Origin of the sequence: Tianweitania aestuarii (assembly GCF_018457165.1) — a bacterium.
Classification (GTDB): domain Bacteria; phylum Pseudomonadota; class Alphaproteobacteria; order Rhizobiales; family Rhizobiaceae; genus Tianweitania; species Tianweitania aestuarii.
Genome location: NZ_JAFMNX010000002.1, coordinates 1 through 19513, shown reverse-complemented (window position 1 = coordinate 19513; position 19513 = coordinate 1). Strand labels below are relative to the sequence as shown.

Annotated in this window: 17 protein-coding genes; 15 read left to right on the top strand and 2 right to left on the bottom strand. The window is 63.1% G+C overall.

The genetic code is table 11. From position 1 onward, the window contains the following. The first annotated feature begins 29 nt into the window (after positions 1-29). The 11 genes from JYU29_RS08270 (at position 30) to JYU29_RS08220 (ending at position 12533) form a co-directional block, all read left to right on the top strand. Positions 30-3491 (top strand): SPOR domain-containing protein, encoded by a 3462-nt coding sequence (locus JYU29_RS08270; RefSeq protein ID WP_213984348.1) that lies wholly within the window; start codon positions 30-32, stop codon positions 3489-3491. Positions 3492-3584: 93 nt separating this feature from the next. Continuing rightward, positions 3585-4604: a beta-N-acetylhexosaminidase gene (gene nagZ, locus JYU29_RS08265; RefSeq protein ID WP_213984347.1), complete on the top strand. Its 1020-nt coding sequence runs from the start codon at positions 3585-3587 to the stop codon at positions 4602-4604. 39 nt (positions 4605-4643) lie between these two features. Further along, positions 4644-5504: a segregation and condensation protein A gene (locus JYU29_RS08260; RefSeq protein ID WP_213984346.1), complete on the top strand. Its 861-nt coding sequence runs from the start codon at positions 4644-4646 to the stop codon at positions 5502-5504. Then, the gene (gene scpB, locus JYU29_RS08255) at positions 5501-6193 is read left to right on the top strand and encodes an SMC-Scp complex subunit ScpB (protein WP_347879872.1); all 693 of its coding nucleotides are present in this window, start codon (positions 5501-5503) and stop codon (positions 6191-6193) included. The genes JYU29_RS08260 and scpB overlap by 4 nt, the downstream gene beginning before the upstream one ends. 289 nt (positions 6194-6482) lie before the next feature. Continuing rightward, positions 6483-6719, top strand: coding sequence for a twin-arginine translocase TatA/TatE family subunit (locus JYU29_RS08250; RefSeq protein ID WP_213984345.1), 237 nt, complete (start codon positions 6483-6485; stop codon positions 6717-6719). Positions 6720-6756: 37 nt separating this feature from the next. Further along, positions 6757-7497, top strand: a complete 741-nt coding sequence (gene tatB / locus JYU29_RS08245; protein ID WP_213984344.1) for a Sec-independent protein translocase protein TatB — start codon at positions 6757-6759, stop codon at positions 7495-7497. Next, the gene (tatC, locus tag JYU29_RS08240) at positions 7494-8357 is read left to right on the top strand and encodes a twin-arginine translocase subunit TatC (protein WP_213984343.1); all 864 of its coding nucleotides are present in this window, start codon (positions 7494-7496) and stop codon (positions 8355-8357) included. The genes tatB and tatC overlap by 4 nt, the downstream gene beginning before the upstream one ends. 137 nt (positions 8358-8494) lie before the next feature. After that, positions 8495-9802: a serine--tRNA ligase gene (gene serS, locus JYU29_RS08235; protein ID WP_213984342.1), complete on the top strand. Its 1308-nt coding sequence runs from the start codon at positions 8495-8497 to the stop codon at positions 9800-9802. A 36-nt stretch (positions 9803-9838) separates the two neighbouring features. Continuing rightward, the gene (gene surE / locus JYU29_RS08230) at positions 9839-10597 is read left to right on the top strand and encodes a 5'/3'-nucleotidase SurE (RefSeq protein WP_213984341.1); all 759 of its coding nucleotides are present in this window, start codon (positions 9839-9841) and stop codon (positions 10595-10597) included. Further along, positions 10594-11247: a protein-L-isoaspartate(D-aspartate) O-methyltransferase gene (locus JYU29_RS08225; RefSeq protein ID WP_213984340.1), complete on the top strand. Its 654-nt coding sequence runs from the start codon at positions 10594-10596 to the stop codon at positions 11245-11247. Before surE ends, JYU29_RS08225 begins: the two co-directional genes overlap by 4 nt. 107 nt (positions 11248-11354) lie before the next feature. Then, entirely contained in the window at positions 11355-12533 is a 1179-nt protein-coding gene (locus JYU29_RS08220; RefSeq protein WP_213984339.1) for a peptidoglycan DD-metalloendopeptidase family protein, read from the top strand. A 124-nt stretch (positions 12534-12657) separates the two neighbouring features. Here JYU29_RS08220 and JYU29_RS08215 read toward each other — a convergent pair whose 3' ends face one another. Beyond that, on the bottom strand, positions 12658-13527 hold the full coding sequence (locus tag JYU29_RS08215) for an ATP-binding protein (RefSeq protein ID WP_213984994.1): 870 nt from the start codon (positions 13525-13527) through the stop codon (positions 12658-12660). A gap of 179 nt (positions 13528-13706) precedes the next feature. Here JYU29_RS08215 and yajC point away from each other — a divergent pair, with 179 nt between their 5' ends. From yajC to JYU29_RS08195, 4 genes are read left to right on the top strand one after another with little or no spacing between them, the layout of a single operon-like run. Continuing rightward, positions 13707-14048: a preprotein translocase subunit YajC gene (yajC, locus tag JYU29_RS08210; RefSeq protein WP_213984338.1), complete on the top strand. Its 342-nt coding sequence runs from the start codon at positions 13707-13709 to the stop codon at positions 14046-14048. 54 nt (positions 14049-14102) lie between these two features. Next, positions 14103-16664 (top strand): protein translocase subunit SecDF, encoded by a 2562-nt coding sequence (gene secDF / locus JYU29_RS08205; RefSeq protein ID WP_213984337.1) that lies wholly within the window; start codon positions 14103-14105, stop codon positions 16662-16664. Between the two features lie 10 nt (positions 16665-16674). Then, complete coding sequence (locus JYU29_RS08200) at positions 16675-17064, top strand: Mth938-like domain-containing protein (RefSeq protein WP_213984336.1); 390 nt, start codon at positions 16675-16677, stop codon at positions 17062-17064. Continuing rightward, on the top strand, positions 17064-17900 hold the full coding sequence (locus JYU29_RS08195; RefSeq protein WP_213984335.1) for a phytoene/squalene synthase family protein: 837 nt from the start codon (positions 17064-17066) through the stop codon (positions 17898-17900). The genes JYU29_RS08200 and JYU29_RS08195 overlap by 1 nt, the downstream gene beginning before the upstream one ends. Here JYU29_RS08195 and trmFO read toward each other — a convergent pair whose 3' ends face one another. After that, entirely contained in the window at positions 17901-19328 is a 1428-nt protein-coding gene (gene trmFO, locus JYU29_RS08190; RefSeq protein ID WP_213984334.1) for a methylenetetrahydrofolate--tRNA-(uracil(54)-C(5))-methyltransferase (FADH(2)-oxidizing) TrmFO, read from the bottom strand. Positions 19329-19513: the final 185 nt, after the last annotated feature.

Sequence of the window (19513 nt, the reverse complement as noted above, 5' to 3'; positions counted from 1 at the left end):
TCCGACCGAGTTCGAGTACGGGAAAGATCATGGCAGACACTTCTTCAAACCGTGCCCCCGCCGCCGCGCCGATTGCGGAGGACGACCCGTTTGCGGAACTGACCCGTATCATGGGCTTCGATCCGCGGGTGAAAGTGCATCAGCCGGCCGAGCCGGTTGAGCCTGATTTCGGCCTGGATCTCGAGCGCGAACTCCTTGGCGAGTTCCATAGCGACCAGGACAACGTGCCAGCCCAGGCTTTGCCACGCGCGGCGGAGCCGGTTCGCCATGAGCCGGTTTTCACCGAAGAGCCGGTTTTCGCCGAAGAGCCTGTCGCAGCCGAAGCTGAGCTAGAAGTCCCGGTAGCCGACGCTTACCATCATGCCTCCGCCGCAGCCGTCGAGGCGCAGCAGGCGGATGGGCAGGGTTACGATTTTCACGAAACGGTCGACACGTTCGTGGCCGATGAGCCGGAAGCGGCTGTCGAGCCCGAGGTCGATCCCTTCGCCGATTTCGAACTGAGCTTCGACGAAGACGACACCATCTCCACGAATGACCTCGGCTATGCGGCTTCCACGCCGGTCGAAGCTGCGACGCCGGTCGTAGAACCGGCGAGCGCGCCGGCTGCCGAGGAGGATGACGAGATCGAGGCAGCTTATGCCGCGCTCGAGGCCTGGCAGCAAAACCGCGACCAGCAGGCGCCACAGCCAACTGTCGTGGAAGAGCCGGAGCCGGAAGCCGCCGCGCCGGTTGCGTTCGAGCCTGTTCAAGCGACCGAGAGCGTGCAGCCGGAGAACGAACTGGACGCCGGCGTGGCGGACGAGCAGCCGGTTTCCGATGCTGCGGTTGATCCGCTGGATCTGGAGCTCGCCCAGCAGCTTACCGAAGCGATCGAAGAACCGGTTGTGCAGGCGTCACCCTCTTACGAGACCGATCTGGCTTACGAAAACGATCTGGAAGCCTTGCCTGTTCAGCTGGAGCCTCATGCGCAGGACGAACAGACCGACGCCGATCTGATCGGCGATCTCGATCTGGACGCCTTGGACGAGACCGAAGCCGAAGCCTCCGACGAGCGCGCTGTGTTCACGGCGGAAGAGGGCTGGCTGGACGAGGGGTCGATCTCGCTGGACGAGCCGCTGGTGCTGTCTGAGCAGGATGAACTGCCGCCCCAGAACGAGCAGGCCGAAGCCGTTTCAGAAGCGCCCGAGCAGTGGCAGCTTGTTGAGCCGGAAGCCGAGTTGCAGGCAACGCCTGCGCATGACGAGGCGTTCGAGCGCGAGCTGTTTGATCTGCTTGGCGGTGAGATGGACAGCCAGCAGGCAGCCGAAACATCGCTTGCTGCGCCCGAAGACGATAGCTGGCTGCGCGGCATCGACTTCGCCGAAGCCGGTGCGCCGGACCACCGGACGGACACTCAGGCGTTCGACGGGCAGCGGGATGAGGCTCAATCAGCTGATCCGCAGACCGGCGACGCCCTGTGGAACCTCGATTTTTCCGAGGTGGACACAGCGCCCGCTGCTGCCGCGACGGCCGCGCCTCTTGCCTATGCCGCGTTCCAGCCGGAGCCCGCACCGGTAAGCCAGCCGCAGGAAGATCCTGCGGACGAGCCGGATTTCGGCGACTTCGAGATGGCCGATCTTATGGATGACGACGCCGTTGCGCGTGACATCGAAGCTGCGATTGAGGCCGAGGTTACACAGCCTCGAACGCCCGAAATGACGGACTTTGCTGCCGTGTCCGCTTCGGTCGCCGCGGCCAACGCATTCTCGAACACCGATGCGCATGCGAGCGCCGAGCAAACGTTCGAACCAGACACCACTAACACTGCCTCGACCACTTTTGCTGATCCGGTGGAAGAGCCTGCCCAACCCGATATGGAACCCGAAGCCATGCAGCCTTTTGATGAACGGGCTTTCGACGCCGCTCTTGCCGATGAATTGGCTGCTGATCCATACCACCGGGACAGCGACCACAATACCGGTTACGGCGAGGGCGCCGCGGCCGGTTACGGCCAAAGCGCCGCGGCTGGCTACGGCCAGACTGCCGCTGCCGGCTATGGCTATGCCGCGCAGGGACGGCCGATGGTGAACGCGCCGAGCATGCGCGCGGATGTGCCGGATATCGAGACGGTCGACTTCGTGGATCAGCGCTTGGCGCATTCCGACGAGCTGGACCTGCCGGACGTCGATTACGGCCGCGAGCCTGCGCCACGTGGCAACGGCTTCGATGATTTCGATCCGCAGTTCGATCAGGCTTTTCACTCGATGAACCACGAGCAGGCCGCTCAGGCGCGCGGTGAAGAGCTGGACGCGCATCGCCCGGCCAATGCTCAGAACTGGGACGAGCACCTCGACTTCTCCATGGGTGCTGCCGCCGCTGGCGCTGCAGCCGGTGCATCGGCCGGACGGTATGATTCCGACCTGTCGCGCGCTGGCATGTATGAGCCGGAAGACGAGGACGGTTATTACGAACAGGCGCCTCGCACCCAACCGCGCCAGAGCCTTCTTGGCCGTCGCGGCATGGTGATGGCCGGTGCGGCTGCAGCGATCGTCCTGATCGGCGGCGTTGCCATGCTGGCCATGCCGAGCGGTTCAACGGGCAGCGGCGGTGAGGCGACGCTCGTTCGTGCCGACACCGACCCGATGAAAGTGCGTCCGGAAAACCCGGGCGGTACGACCGTGCCGAACCAGGACAATGTGGTTTACGACCGCGTTGGTTCCGGCCAGCCGCTGGGTGCGCCGACGCAGGAGCGGTTGATCTCCGAAAACGAGGCGCCGGTTGATCTGAACGCGCAGGAGGCCGAAGATTCGATGGCCAGCCTGTCCGCGCTCGACGGCGACGGAAGCGAGTTCGAAGGCACCGATGATGGTGATGTCGACAATGAAGCGGTCGGTACGGCAGGCAAGGCCGAAGACCGCCTGATGCCGGATGCCGCAGGCAGCCAGATACCGGAAGAAATGGTGGCGGTTGCGCCGCGTCGGGTTCGCACCATGGTTGTTCGCCCGGATGGGTCGCTGGCGCCGCGTGAAGAAGCGGCTGCACCGGCGCCCCAGCTTGCATCCGCAGCCGAGGCCGTAACGGCCGAGCCGGCTTCGATCGCACCGACCGCTGCGCCGAGCCTGCCGGAAGCGTCGGATACGGTTGAAAGCATGATCGACGAAACGCCGGCTGCTCAGCCTGCGCCGCAGGCGGCTCCGCAGGTCGCCGCCGTTGCGCCGACCGCACAGGCCGCAACCGCGCCGGCTGCTGTTGATGCGGCTGCCGCGCCGTCCGGTTGGGCCGTGCAGATCGCGTCGCAGCCGAGCGAAGCTGCCGCGCAGGCCAGCTACGACAATCTTTCGCGCCGCTATGCCAGCGTGCTCGGCGGCAAGAACGTCAACATCGTGCGGGCCGACATCGCCGGCAAGGGCACCTATTACCGCGTTCGCGTTGCGGCCTCGTCGCGCGCCGAAGCCAACACGATCTGCGCCAACTACAAGAGCGCGGGTGGCAGCTGCTTCGTTTCGCAGTAAGAAGCCGCCGCAACGTTCTTCAAGCCCGCTGCGAACCTAACGTGGCGGGCTTCGTTGTATCTGCGCAATTTCGGCCTTTTGAGAGCTTGAGCCATGAATGAATGCAAGGCGGTGATCCTTGGTGCTGCCGGTCCGGTGCTGACGCCGGAAGAAGAAACGTTCTTCCGCGAACATCGGCCCTGGGGCTTCATCCTGTTTGCCCGCAACATCGTGGATGCCGAACAGGTGCGCGCGCTGGTGGACTGCATGCGCAAATGCACCGACCGGCCGAACGCGCCCGTGTTTCTCGACCAGGAAGGGGGCCGCGTGCAGCGGCTGCGCCCGCCGCTTGCGCCGAACTATCCGCCGGCCGCCGATCTTGGTGCACTTTACGGCAGGAACCAGACGGACGGCCTGCGCGCCACATGGCTTTTGTCGCGCCTGCATGCCTTCGACCTCATCAATCTCGGCATTAACGCCGACTGTTTGCCGGTTCTCGACGTGCCGGTGGCCGGTGCGCATGATGTGATCGGCAACCGTGCTTATGGCACGGAGCCGGAGATCGTCGCGGCACTCGGCCGGGCGGCTGTGGACGGCCTGCTTGCCGGCGGCGTTCTGCCGGTGATGAAGCATGTTCCGGGCCATGGACGGGCGACCGCCGACACGCATCTGGCGTTGCCGACGGTGGATACGCCACTGGAAGAGCTGCGCGCGCGGGACTTCGCGCCATTCAAGGCGCTGTCCGATGTCGGCATGGCGATGACCGCGCATGTCATCTATTCCGCCATCGATCCGGATCTGCCGGCCACCACGTCACCGATCGTGATCGACGAGATCATCCGCAAGGAGATCGGCTTCGACGGTCTTCTGATGAGCGACGATGTGTCGATGAAGGCGCTGTCAGGGGATTTCGCGAGCCGCAGCCGCGCGATTCTTGCCGCGGGTTGCGACATCGTCCTGCATTGCAACGGCGTGATGGGCGAGATGGAAGCCGTGGTCGCCGAAACGCCGCGTTTGACGGGCGAGGCGCTGGCGCGTGCGGAACGCGCGCTGCTTCCGCTCGGTGTCAGCGACGATTCCGTTGAGGATGACATGCGCGCCGAGTTTGCCGAGCTGATGCAGTTGGTGGCATAAGGCCGGCGGCCCGAGGTCCGGGCCGTATGAGGTCGATGCTTGAACAGCGGACACAAGGACGGCGAAGCGGCGCAGCCTGTTTCGCCGGAAGAACTCTGGTCGGATAACAAGACTCAAGGCTTGAGCGAGCCGGAGCTGGTGGTGGATGTCGCCGGCTTCGAAGGGCCGCTCGACCTTCTGCTGCATCTTGCCCGCAACCAGAAGGTCGATCTTTCGCAGATCTCCGTGGTTGCGCTGGCCGAGCAGTATATCGGCTTCATCGACCGCGTGCGCGCCATGCGGCTCGAACTGGCTGCCGATTACCTCGTCATGGCGGCATGGCTCGCATTCCTCAAATCCAAGCTGCTTGTTCCCAAACAGCGGAACGAGGAGGGCGAAAGCGGGGAGGAACTGGCGGCGGTGCTGCAGTTTCGCTTGAAGCGACTGGAAGCCATGCGCGAGGCTGCGGCACGGCTGATCAATCGCGATCGGCTGGGCCGTGATGTGTTTGCGCGCGGTGCGCCGGAAGCGCTGGAGCTCGATCGCAGTGTGACGTTCGAGGCGAGCCTTTACGATCTTCTTGCCGCTTATGCGGTGCAGCGCCAGCGCCAGGCCATCAGCAATGTGCAGATCGCGGCGCGCGGCGTGTGGTCGCTTCAGGATGCGCGCGATCTCCTGGTTCGGTTGGTTGGGCATTCAGGGGATTGGAGTGCGCTGAACGGCTTTCTGACCCAGTATCTCAGCGACCCGTCGCAGCGCCGCAGCGTTCTGGCCAGCTCCTTTGCCGCCAGTCTCGAGCTGATCCGCGAAGGAAAGCTGGAGGTGCGGCAAGAGGGTGCATTCGCGCCGATCTATATGCGGCCCGGACAGCGACAATTGCAGCTGCAGCCGCGGCCCCGGCTCGTTGGAGATGTGACGTGAGTGAAACGAGCCCCGACACCGACCTGTTTGCGCAACAGCGTCTCGGCCAGGCGATTCGCATTGCCGAAGCGATTCTGTTTGCCAGCACCGAGCCGGTTACGGGCAAGATGCTGGCCGAACGGCTGCCGGACGATGTTGCGCTCGACCTTGTGATGGAGCGGCTGGTTGGGGCCTATGCCAATCGTGGTGTCAATGTCGTGCGGGTGGAGGATGCGTGGGCACTGCGCACCGCGCCGGATCTCGGCTTTCTTCTTCGCCGCGATGCGCCGCAGCAAAAGAAGCTGTCGCGGGCAGCGCTCGAAGTGCTGTCCACCATTGCTTACCACCAGCCGGTGACGCGCGCAGAGATCGAGGATGTGCGCGGCGTGGAAACCTCGAAGGGGACGCTCGATCTTCTTCTGGAAAGCGGCTGGGTGAGGATGCGCGGACGTCGTCGCACGCCCGGGCGGCCGGTGACCTACGGCACGACGCAAGCCTTTCTCGACCATTTCGGCCTTGCCGAACTGCGCGATCTGCCGGGAATGGAGGAGCTGAAAGGGGCAGGGCTCCTGTCGCCGCGCATGCCCAGCAACTTCGCCGTTCCTGTGCCGCCGATAGAGAACGATCTGCTGCGTGACGACGAAGACGAACTCACCGACGTCGATCTGGAAGAACTTGGCCTCCTTACGCCTCGTGTCACGGAGGATTGATGATGGTCGAACGGCGTTTCACCTCGTTAAACCCTTCGGGAAACCCTTGGAGAACGGGCGGTGTGCATGGTAACAACGCCGCGAAGCTGTATAGTTTGGTGTTGAAGCCGTGCTTCAGCCGCGTTGTACGGTAAACCACCCGCATGGGATGCGGCGCATCGTCTTTAAGTGGCGCGAAGTCTTTCTCTCGCCTGAAATGTCTGGTGTGCTGTTGACGATGAAGGGATTTGCAAAGGCCTGAAGGAGGGCCTAGCTGTTCCCCGGGTTAAGAATTCGAAAGAGAGTGATCATGGGTTCCTTTTCGATCTGGCACTGGCTGATCGTGCTTGTTGTTGTTCTGCTGCTGTTCGGCCGCGGCAAGATTCCCGAGCTGATGGGCGACATGGCCAAGGGCATCAAGAGCTTCAAGAAGGGCATGACCGACGAGGACACGCAGGATGAAACGCGTCCTGTTGATCCGCGCACCGTTGAGCATCGCCCGGGCGAGACTGTGGCGACCCCGGACCGCAACGTCACCAAGTCCTGACGCGTTCCGCGCCTAGCTACAAGCGGGAACAGTTCTGATGTTCGACATCGGTTGGACCGAAATGCTTGTGATCGCGGTCGTCATGATCGTGGTCGTGGGCCCAAAGGATTTGCCGAGGATGCTGCGCACCTTCGGCAAGTTCACCGCGAAAATGACGTCGATGGCTGGCGATTTCCGCAAGCAGTTCGATGACGCTTTGAAAGAAGCCGAGCTCGACGACGTCCGCAAATCGGTCAATGACCTGCGCTCGCTCAATCCCAAGAACGAGATCCGCAAGGCTTTGAACCCGCTTGAAAAAGCTGCGGCCGATGTTCGCGCCGGGATGGATCAGGTCATGCGGCCATCCACACCGGCGCCTTCAACGCCGGCTTCCACGGAAGCAACCGCTGTTGAACCGCTCAAGACCGGTGCAACCGCCGCGCCGTCCGCTCTGACGGGCGAAGCGCCGAAGGAAGCGTCCGGTCTGGGGGCAGGCGCTCTGGCTCAGCCGGTGGAACCGCTTGCGCCTGTTGCACCCGTCGCACCCGCAGCCCCGCTGGCGCAGACGAATGCTGTGACGGCGGAGCCGGCCAAGGCGCCCGTTGCCGAAACGGCAGCGCCTGCGAAGAAGGCTCGTGCTCCGCGCGCGCCTAAAGCCGCAGTTGCTGAAGGCTCGGAAGCGCCGAAAACCAAGGCGGCTCCGAAGAAGTCTGCAGCCGAAGCCAGCACCATGAACGGAACGGCGGCTGAAAAGCCGGTTCGCACCCGCAAGCCCAAAGAAACCGGAACCGCCACGTGAAGACGTCGGACGACGAAATCGAAAAGTCCTCCGCGCCGCTGCTCGATCACCTGATCGAACTGCGTTCGCGCCTGATCTGGGCTATCGGCGGCTTCTTTGTCGCCTTCCTGATCTGCTTCTTCTTTGCAAAGCAGTTGTTCGACCTCCTGGTGGTCCCGTTCAAATGGGCGACGATCTGGGCAGGGATGAATGACGGCCATGTCGAGCTGATCTACACGGCACCGCAGGAGTTTTTCTTCACGCAGATCAAGCTCGCCATGTTCGGCGGTCTGGTTCTCGCCTTTCCGCTGGTTGCCGCGCAGGTCTACAAGTTCGTGGCGCCCGGCCTCTACAAGAACGAACGCGCGGCTTTCCTGCCGTTCCTCATCGCATCGCCGGTTCTGTTCCTGATGGGCGCGGCGCTGGTGTACTTCTTCTTCACCCCGATGGTGATGTGGTTCTTCCTTGCCATGCAGCAGGTTGGCCCCGGTCAGGACGTGCAGATTTCGCTTCTGCCAAAGGTGTCCGAGTATCTCAGCCTCATCATGACGCTGATCTTCTCGTTCGGCCTGGTGTTCCAGCTGCCGGTGGTGACGACGCTTCTGGCACGTGTGGGATTGCTGACGGCCGAGACGCTCGCGGATAAGCGCAAATGGGCGATCGTGTCTGCCTTTGTGGCTGCGGCCGTTCTGACGCCGCCGGATCCGGTCAGCCAGATCGGCTTGGCGCTGCCGACGATCCTTCTCTACGAAGGTTCGATCTGGATGGCGCGCTGGATCGAGCGCAATCGGGCGAAGGAACAGCATGCACGCGACGCAGCGGCTGCGGCCGAAGACGTGCCGGACGCCGTTGATCCTGACGATACGCCGAAGTCCGTGTAACGGCTTCCTTGTTTCCATTTTCGGGCAAGACCGAGTGATTGAAGGGGCGTCGAAAGGCGCCCCTTTTGTTTTCTCGGACTTGCTTGTCACGAGCGCGCGGTTTACGCCCGCCTGGAATAAAGACCGGACCTTTTGCTATGCTCGACATCAAGTGGATACGCGACAATCCTGCGGTTCTCGACGCGGCTCTGGCCTCGCGCTCGGCAGCGCCGCAGTCCGAGGCCCTGATTGCGCTGGATGAAGCGCGCCGCGCCCATCTCGGTCGTTTGCAGGAAGCGCAGGAGCGCCGCAACGCTGCGTCCAAGGAGATCGGCAATGCGATGCGGGCAGGGGATTCGGCCAAGGCCGAAGCGCTGAAGGCCGAAGTCGCCGATATCAAGAGCTTCATCCAGAACGGCGAGGCTGAAGAGCGCCGGCTCGACAAGGAGCTGGACGACGCGCTGGCTACCATCCCCAACCTGCCGCTGCCGGAGGTGCCCAAGGGCAAGGACGAGCACGACAATGTGGAAGTGCGCCGCTTCGGCAGCGAACTGATCGAGACGCGAAAGGCCAATATGCCGCCCAAGCCGCGCGAGCATTACGAGCTCGGCGAGGCCATGGGGCTGATGGATTTCGAGGCCGCTGCCAAGCTGTCCGGATCGCGCTTCACGGTTCTGAAGGGCGAGTTGGCACGGCTGGAACGCGCCATCGGCCAGTTCATGCTCGATCTGCATACGGATGAGCATGGCTATACGGAAGTGCAGCCGCCGCTGATGGTGCGCGACGATGCGCTGTTTGGGACCAACCAGCTGCCGAAGTTCGAGGACGACCTGTTCTTCACGCCGCATGGCGAAACGCGGCTTGGTTTGATCCCGACCGCCGAGGTGCCGCTGACCAATCTCGTGCGCGAGCAGATCCTCAACCAGGACCAGCTGCCGCTCCGCTTCACGGCGCTGACGCCCTGCTTCCGGTCCGAAGCCGGCTCGGCTGGCCGCGACACGCGTGGCATGCTGCGCCAGCACCAGTTCAACAAGGTCGAGCTCGTTTCGATCACGGATGCCGACAGCTCGCTTGCCGAGCATGACCGGATGACCGAATGCGCTGAAACCGTGCTGAAGAAGCTCGAATTGCCGTTCCGCACGGTTGTGCTTTGCACCGGCGACATGGGCTTCGGCGCGCGCAAGACCTTTGACATCGAGGTCTGGCTGCCGGGCCAGAACGCGTATCGCGAGATTTCGTCCTGTTCGGTGTGCGGCGATTTCCAGGCGCGCCGCATGGATGCACGCTACCGCGTCAAGGACGAGAAGGGCACGCGCTTCGTTCACACGCTGAACGGCTCGGGTACCGCGGTTGGCCGCGCGCTGATCGGCGTTCTGGAGAATTACCAGAACGAAGATGGCAGTGTCACTGTTCCTGATGTGCTTCGCCCCTACATGGGTGGCAAGGAGCGGATCGGCGGCCGGTAGGTCGTTAGTCAAGCCGCCACTGGGGATAGGCTGAGCATGCGCATTCTTCTGACCAATGACGACGGCATTCATGCCGAGGGCCTGCAATCGCTCGAGCGGATCGCTCGCACATTGAGCGACGACATCTGGGTGGTGGCGCCGGAAACCGACCAGTCCGGTTTCTCGCACTCGCTGTCGATCTCAGAACCGCTGCGAATGCGCCGCATCGACGACCGTCATTATGCGGTGCGCGGCACGCCGACCGATTGCGTCATCATGGGCGTTCGCAACCTCATGCCCGAGCCGCCGGACCTGATTCTGTCCGGTGTGAATTCCGGCTCGAACGTCGCCGATGACGTGACCTATTCCGGCACGGTGGCGGGTGCGATGGAAGGCACGCTGCTCGGCATCCGCTCGATAGCGCTCAGCCAGGGTTATACGTTTGCCAATGATGGGCGCGTCGTGCCGTGGAATACGGTCGAGGCGCATGCGCCAGCGTTGTTGAAGCGGCTGATCGGCATCGATCTGCCGGAAGGCGTTCTGCTCAACGTGAACTTCCCGAACTGCCAGCCGGATGCCGTGAAGGGCCATGTCGTGACGCGGCAGGGCAAGCTCGTTTACGGCATCACCGTGGATGCCCGCAACGATGGCCGCGGGCTGCCTTACTACTGGCTGCGTTTCGGACGCGGCGAAAGCGAGATCCCGGAAGGCACGGACCTGCATGCGCTGCGCTCCGACCATATCTCCGTCACGCCGTTGAAGCTCGATCTGACGGCCTATGAGGTTCAGGACCTCGTGCGAGCTGCGCTGCAATGACACCCGACGCGCTCGATCGCGAGGGGTTCGCCGCCTTCATGCTCCGGCTGCGCGGGCAGGGGCTGACGGACAAGACCGTTCTGTCCGCCTTTGAAGCAACGCCGCGTCGTGCCTTCGTGCCGGACCAATGGCAGGACCATGCCTGGTCCGACCGGATGCTGCCGATCCCTTGCGGGGAGGCGCTGGAGGGTGTCGATATCCAGGCGAAGGTCCTAGCTGCGCTTGAACTGACCAGCAGCACGCGCGTGCTCGAAATCGGTACCGGCAGTGGCTATACGGCGGCCGTCATGGGCCGACTTTCGGCGCGTGTTCTGACGCTCGAACGCTACAAGACGCTCGTGCAGCAGGCGCGCTCGCGCATCGAAGCGCTTGGGATCGGCAATGTGATGATTCGCCAGGCGGATGGCGCGCATGGGGTTGCGGCTGAAGGGCCGTTCGACCGCATCATCGCATGGGCCTCGTTCGACGAATTGCCGCGCGGTTTCGTGGATCAGCTGTCCAGCGGTGGCGTGATGATCGCGCCGATCGGACCAGCCGACGAACCGCAGATGCTGGTGCGCCTGACCAAGACCGGAAGCCGGTTCGAGGAACAGGAAGTTGGCACCATCCGGCTGCAGCCGATGACCCACGGCATGGCCGAGGCACTCTGACAAGTTCTGCTAAAACTTGCCTTTGATTCAGCTGAATTAACCCGACAGTAACGCTAACCGCGCTTAATACCCTCATAGTTTGTAACGGGTGGGTGCGGGTCGGTACCATGCAATTGAAAGTCCTGAACGGGAATGGACGCCTCATGCTTCGGGGCGCCGCACTTCTTCTGGCGGGCGTTGCCGCTGGTTGCTCTTCCGGCGTGTCGCGCTTTACGAGCGACATGTTCACAACGTCTTCCACGGGAACGCAGACGGCTTCGGCCGCTCCAGCGAACCAGTCCTACGGTCAGCCGTCGGCCTTGCCGGCAGCGCCGAGCGGATCGGTTCAGCGCAGCGCAATGGCGCCGGTGAGCATGTCGGGTGGACAGTCTGGCCGCTCCAGCCTGCCGCCTTTGTCGCCAGCCGCAAGCGACGCGCCGATGGGGTCCCGCAACACAGCTCTTCAGCCCACGTCGAGCCAGTCGCAGCCCGTTCAGGTCGCATCCCTGCCCAAGGCTGCACCATCGCTCCCAAGCGCTCCGACCAACACTGCCAAGGCACCGACGCGTGGCGGCAGCTACACGGTTGAGTCGGGCGATACGCTGTCTGGCGTGTCCCGCAAGACTGGCGTCAGCGTTGACAATCTGAAGGCCGCCAATGGTTTGAGCGACGGCAACATCCGCATCGGCCAGACGCTTGTCGTACCGGGTGTCGGCGCCAAGCCTGCGCAAACGCAGCTCGCTGCCGCACCGAAGCCGCTGGCTGCGCCCGGTGCTCCTGCCGCACCGGCTGCTGCTCCCGCCGCCGCCGCGCCGCAGGTTGCAACCGCGAAGCCTGCCGAAGCGCCGGCCCAGCAGGCATCCTATACGCCGCCGAAGCAGACGGCGCGCGCCATCGTGGAAGATTCGGACGCCGAAGCGCCTGGCGGTACCGGCATCGGCAAGATGCGCTGGCCGGTACGCGGCAAGGTCATCGGCAGCTACGGCAAGGGTGCCGGCAAGGCTGGCGACGGCATCGACATCGCCGTGCCGGAAGGTACGCCGGTGAAGGCAGCCGAAAACGGCGTGGTGATCTATGCCGGCGACGGTCTTAAGGAATTCGGCAACACCGTTCTGGTGCGCCACGAGAACGGCCTCGTCACCGTTTACGGCCATGCCAGCTCGCTGAAGGTGCAGCGCGGCCAGACGGTCAAGCGCGGTCAGGAACTGGCGTTGTCGGGCATGAGCGGTTCCACCGAAAGCCCGAAGCTGCACTTCGAAGTGCGCAAGAATTCTTCGCCGGTCGATCCATCGACCTTCCTAGAATAGCCGGGAAAAAAGACTCAACGGATTCCATGACCGGGGGGCTGTTCCTCCAGTCCGGTTCCCCTCGAAAAGTCCGCCACGCTTGTTCTTCAGCGTGGCGGGCTTTTCTCGTTTCGGTGCGTTCGGTTCAGTTCTTGAGCTGCTGGTTCAACCGGCCAGCGAGATCCTGCACGAACTGCCAGGCGACACGACCCGAACGGCCGCCGCGGGTGGTCGCCCATTCCAGCGCTTCCGCCACCAGGCGATCGGCATCGACGTCGAGCTTGTAGTGTTCGGCATAGCCTTGCACCATCGCGAGATAATCGTCCTGCGTGCACTTGTGGAAGCCGAGCCAAAGGCCAAACCGGTCCGACAAGGAGACCTTCTCTTCCACCGCTTCGCCGGGATTGATCGCCGTGGAGCGCTCATTGTCGATCATGTCGCGCGGCAGGAGATGCCGGCGGTTGGAGGTCGCGTAGAAAATGACATTGTCCGGCCGTCCTTCGACGCCGCCTTCGAGTGCCGCCTTCAGCGACTTGTAGGAGGTGTCGTCGTGATCAAAGGACAGGTCGTCACAAAACAGGATGAAGCGCGCATCGGACGTTTTCAGCATGCCGAGCAGTTTCGGCAGCGTGTCGATGTCTTCGCGATGGATCTCGATCAGCTTAAGAGGATGGTCTGACGCATGATTGATCGCGGCGTGAGCGGCCTTCACGAGCGAGGACTTGCCCATGCCACGCGCGCCCCACAGCAGCACATTGTTGGCGGGAAGGCCGCGTGCGAAGCGGTCGGTGTTGTCGACCAGAATGTCGCGCACATGATCGACACCCTTGATGAGACCGATGTCGACGCGATTGACGTTGGGAACGGGATCGAGCGCGGTTTTTTCGGCCGACCACACGAAACATTCGGCCTGCGTGAAGTCCGGCGCGGTGGAGGGCTGTGGCCCCAGCCGCTCGATGGCGGCGATCAGACGATCCAGTTTAGAACCGAGGTCTTCGAGGTTCGTCTCGTTCATCATCGCTCACAACCATCTTCGCTTAAGGCCGAAGCGGGCTCTATCATGCGGTTCCGGCAACGAAAAGCACGGGACTTCGGCGGTGAGGCGGTTGCTTATGTCAGGCGGGCGACTATAGTCCGCGCACTTTCGGGAGGCCTCGCGCCTGCCGCCTATCGCTTTGTCTGGAGATTCGCAGCATGTTCGTCACACCGGCCTATGCCCAATCCGCAACCGGCGGGACACCCGAGATCCTGATGAGCGTTTTGCCGTTCATCCTGATCTTCGTCATCATGTACTTCCTGATCATCCGCCCGCAGCGCGCGCAGCTGAAGAAGCGCGGCGAGATGCTGTCGAACGTTCGCCGCGGCGACACGGTCGTGACCGGCGGCGGTCTGGTCGGCAAGGTCGTCAAGGTGATCGACGACAACGAGCTCGAAGTCGATCTCGGCAACGGCATGAAAGTGACGGCGCTGCGCTCCACGATCGCCGATGTGCGCGTGAAGGGCGAGCCCGTCGCCAACCAGAACGCCAAGAAATAACCGCATTCGCGGCGGCATGCCCGCCGCAATGTCTTTCTCGCCGATAGAGGCAACATGCTATATTTTTCCCGCTGGAAGACCATCGCGATCTGGGTTGTCGTAGCCCTCGGCGTATTGGTTTCAATTCCAAACATGTTGTCTCAGCAGACGATCGATTCTCTGCCGAGCTGGATGCCCAAGCGCGCGATGACGCTCGGCCTCGATCTGCAGGGTGGCTCGCACATCCTGTTGCAGGTCAATCCGGAAGATCTGATCAACGATCGTCTTGAAGCCACCCGCGATTCGATCCGCACGACCTTGCGCGATGCGCGGATTGGTTATTCCGGCCTGTCCGGGTCCAACCATGCCGTTCAGGTTCGCATCCGCGACTCAAGCCAGATCGATGCTGCGCGCACGGCTCTCGAAGGCCTGACCGCGCCGATCTCGACCAGCCTGTTCAGCGCCGGCAGCGTTTCGGAACTGGCACTGGACGAGCCGGAGCAGGGGCTGTTCCGCCTGACCCTGACGGATGCCGGCATTACCTATCGCACCTCTTCGGCTGTTCAGCAGTCGGTCGAGGTCATCGGCCGCCGCGTCAACGAGCTCGGCACGACCGAGCCGATCATCCAGCGGCAGGGCACGGACCGCATTCTGGTTCAGGTGCCTGGCCTGCAGGATCCGCAGCGCCTCAAGGACATTCTCGGCCAAACGGCGAAGCTGACCTTCCAGATGGTGGATCAGTCCGTGCCGGTTCAGGAAGCCATCAGCGGCCGTGCGCCGGCTGGCTCCACCGTGATGTATTCCACCGACGATCCGCCTGTGCCCTATCTGATCGAAAACCGCGTGATCGTTTCGGGTGAAAACCTGACCGATGCGCAGCCTTCGCTCGACCAGCGCTCCAATCAGTGGACGGTGTCGTTCCGCTTCGACAGCCAGGGCGCACAACGCTTCGGCCAGGCGACGCAGCAGAATGTCGGCAAGCTGTTTGCCATCATTCTCGACAATCAGGTCGTGTCTGCACCGCAAATCCGCGAACCGATCCTCGGCGGCCAGGGTCAGATTTCGGGCAGCTTCGACGCGCAGAGCGCGAGCGATCTGGCCGTTCTGCTGCGTGCAGGCGCATTGCCGGCCGATCTGACGATCGTTGAAGAACGCACCGTCGGCCCAAGCCTTGGCGAAGACTCGATCAATGCAGGCAAGCTGGCTTCGGCCGTTGGCGCGCTTTTGGTCGTCGTCTGCATGCTGGTGGTCTATGGCAAGCTCGGCGTGATCGCGAACATCGCGCTCGCCGCAAACGTCGCACTCATCGTGTCGTTGCTGACGCTTCTCGGCGCGACGCTGACGCTTCCGGGCATTGCAGGTATCGTGCTCACCATGGGCATGGCTGTGGATTCCAACGTCATCATCTTCGAGCGCGTGCGTGAAGAGCGTGCTCAGGGACGGTCGCTGGTTCAGTCCTTCGATTCGGGTTTCCGGCAGGCGCTGGCGACCGTGGTGGATGCGAACGTCACGACCCTGATCGTGGCAGCGATCCTGTTCTACATGGGAACCGGTCCGGTTCGCGGTTTTGCCGTGACGCTCGGCATCGGCATCATCACCACCGTGTTCACCGCCTTCACGTTGACGCGCTGGCTGGTGGCTGTGTGGGTTCGTCGTTCGCGTCCGAAGGAATATCCGGCGGGCCTCGTGCATTATCTCCCGCTCAACCCGACCATTCCGTTCATGCGCTGGCGCAATATCGGCTTCGCACTGTCGGGCCTGGTGTCGCTCGGTGTGATCGCGCTGGTTGCCGTGACGCCGTTCAATTACGGCATCGACTTCCTCGGCGGTTCGCTGATCGAGTTGCAGTCGAAGAATGGCACGGCCGATGCCGCGGATGTTCGCAGCCGCTTGAACGAACTCAACATGGGTGAGGTTCAGGTTCAGGAAATCGGCGGCGATGGCGCGCTGATGGTGCGCGTCGGCACGCAATCGGCCGGCGACAATGCCGAGCAGTCGGTTGTCGCAAAGATCCAGGGCGAGCTGGGAGCCGAATACGACTTCCCGCGCGTCGAGGTGGTCGGTCCGACGGTTTCGGGTGAGCTTGCCTGGACCAGCACGGTCGGCGTCATTCTTTCGATGCTGGCGCTGCTGATCTACATCTGGTTCCGCTTTGAGTGGCAGTTCGGCGTTGGTGCGGTGGTTTCCACGGTGCATGACGTGATCGTCATCATCGGTGTTTATGTGCTGTTCGGTCTGGAGTTCAACCTGTCGAGCATCGCGGCGATCCTGACGGTGGTGGGTTACTCGATCAACGACACGGTCGTGATCTATGACCGTATTCGAGAGATGCTGCGGCGCTACAAGAAGATGCCGCTGGATCAGGTGATCAACATCGCCCTGAACCAGACGCTGTCGCGCACCATCCTCACTGGTCTGACCGTGCTTCTGGCGCTGTTTGCCCTGTACTTCTTCGGTGGCGATGTTCTGGCGTCGTTCGTGACGGCCATCATCATCGGTGTGTTCGTCGGCACCTATTCCTCGCTGTTCATCGCGGGTCCGCTCTTGATCCTGTTCAAGCTGCGCCCCGCCACGTTCGACAAGGATGCCGACGCAGCGCCGGGCCTGCCAGCCGGCACGCAGCCGTCGAAGTCGTGAGGCTGCGCTGATGGCACGGGGATTGGAGATCCGGCAGGCACACTTTCCCGGACGGGCGCCGATCGAAGCCTATGGCGACGGCGGCTTCCGTTTTGCGGAGATGTCGCATCGCGGCTCCATTCTGTGCCTGCCATCGGGCATCTATGGCTGGGAGCCCGCTGATCGCGCGGCTCTGACCGAAGTCGACTTCGAGCGCTTGATTGCCGAAGCCAACAGCGTGGAAGTGCTGCTGGTTGGCACCGGACCTTCGCTCCAGCCCTTGCCCAAGGACCTGAAGACGCGCTTCCGCGATCTCGGCATCTCGTCCGATCCCATGTCCACGGGTGCCGCGGTGCGGACCTACAACGTGCTTCTGGCGGAAGATCGCGCCGTGGCAGCGGCGCTGTTCAGCGTCGAGTGATGAAGCTCAGCGACGCCGAGATCTGCCGCGCGCGCGTCGCACAATCCGATCGCGATCGTTACCTCAGCGTCCTCTACGCGCCGGAGAACAAGCGGGCGCATCTTTTCGCGCTTTATGCCTTCAATGCGGAAGTGGCCGAGATCACCGCGCGTGTGCGCGAAGCGCTGCCCGGCGAGATCCGTCTGCAATGGTGGCGCGATGTTCTGACCGGCGGTGCGTATAGCGGCGAGGGTGTTCCGCTCGCCAATGCGCTGCTTCAAACCATCACCGACTTCAAGCTGCCGCCTGCCGCCTTCGAGGCCTATCTCGATGCGCGGATCGGCGATCTCTACGCAGACCCGTTCCCGGACCGTACCGAGCTGGAAGCTTATTGCGGGCAAACGGCGTCGGCGACCATCCAGTTGGCTTGTTTGATCCTCGACGCGGAAACAGCGCCGCTTGCGGCCGAGGCTGCAGGGCATGGCGGCTGTGCGATGGGGATTGCGGGGCTGATCCGCTTGATGCCGCTTCACCGTGCGCGGGGCAAATGCAGCGTGCCGCTCGATCTGCTCCAAGCTGCCGGTCTGACGCCGGAGAGTTTTCTGGCCGGTGACAACGCAGACGGCGTGCGGGCTGCGGTGGAGATGATGGCTGCCTTGGCGCAGGAGCATTACGGCAAGTTCGCCGTGGCTGCGGCAGCACTGCCCGCTTCCTTGCGCCCAGCTCTGCTTCCCGTCGCCTTGACGCCGGCGCATCTCGGCAAGGTGAAGGCGGACAAGCCCTTTGATGAGGCCCGTCCGCTGTCGGATCTTCGTCGTCAATGGATCCTGATGCGCCGTGCTGCGCGCGGCTGGTAATTACTCAGCCGCTTCCGCAACTTCTTCCACGACCGGCAAAGGCGGCAGGCCGAGCCATTCGCGGCAATCGGCAATGGCGCGCGAGGTGATCGCATGGCGCTTGGCGACGATCTTGTCCTTGCCGCGCAGACGCTTGCCGGCCGTTTTCGGCGCTTCCACAGGTGGGAACAGGCCGAAATTGACGTTCATCGGCTGGAACGAGCGCTTGCCGGGCTCATCGTCGGACACGATGTGTCCGCCGGTGATGTGACCGAGCAGCGCACCGAAGGCTGTTGTGTAGGGCGGCACGGAAGGCGTTTCGCCCTGACGTTCGGCTGCGGCGAAGCGGCCAGCCAGAAGGCCGATGGCTGAGCTTTCGACGTAACCTTCGCAACCCGTGATCTGGCCGGCAAAGCGCAGACCTGGCCGCGACTTCAGCTGCAGTGAATGGTCGAGCAGGGTCGGCGAGTTGAGATAGGTGTTGCGGTGCAAACCGCCGAGCCGCGCGAAGTCGGCATTTTCCAGGCCGGGAATCATGCGGAAGATGCGAACCTGCTCGGCATGTTTCAGCTTCGTCTGGAAGCCGACCATGTTGTAGAGTGTGCCGAGCGCATTGTCCTGGCGCAGCTGCACGACCGCATAAGCCTTTGTGAGGGGATCATGGGCGTTGGTGAGGCCCATCGGCTTCATCGGGCCGTGGCGCAGGGTTTCGACGCCGCGCTCGGCCATGACCTCGATCGGCAGACAGCCGTCGAAATAGGGTGTGCCTTCCCAATCCTTGAACTCGGTCTTGCCACCGTCGATCAGCGCCTGCACGAAGGCGTAGTACTGATCCTTGTCCATCGGACAGTTGATGTAGTCCTTGCCCGTGCCGCCGGGACCGACCTTGTCGTAGCGCGACTGGAACCAGGCCTTGTTCATGTCGATCGTGTCGTAATGCACGATCGGCGCAATGGCGTCGAAGAAGGCCAGCGCATCGGCGCCCGTCTCTGTCTGAATGGCGCTGGCGAGGCCGGGTGCCGTCAGCGGGCCGGTGGCGACGATGACCTGATCCCACGCCTCCGGTGGAAGGCCGCCCAGTTCCTCGCGCTCGATCGTGATCAGCGGATGGGCTTCGAGCTTTGCCGTGACGGCCTGCGAGAAGCCATCGCGGTCAACGGCCAGCGCGCCGCCGGCTGGAACCTGGTTGGCGTCGGCGCAGGCCATGATCAGCGAATTTGCCAGCCGCATTTCGGCATGGAGCAGGCCAACGGCATTGGCTTGCGCGTCGTCCGACCGGAAGGAATTGGAGCAAACGAGTTCGGCCAGGCCGTCGGTTTTATGCGCTTCGGTGCCACGCACCGGGCGCATTTCATGCAAAACAACGGGGATGCCGGCGGATGCAATCTGCCAGGACGCTTCGGACCCGGCGAGACCGCCGCCGATGATGTGAATGGGATCTGATGTCATAGGGCTGAGATACGCTCTTGCCGCTTGCTGCGCAATCGCAGGACGGCGGTTGCTGGGATCAAGATGCGGAGAGAACCGTCCCGAAACGACGACGCCCGCCGGGGGAGGAGATCCGGCGGGCGTCGTATGAGTGACCGGTTCCTGGGAGGAGGATGGATCCGGTCGTATTCGCTGAAACCTGGGAG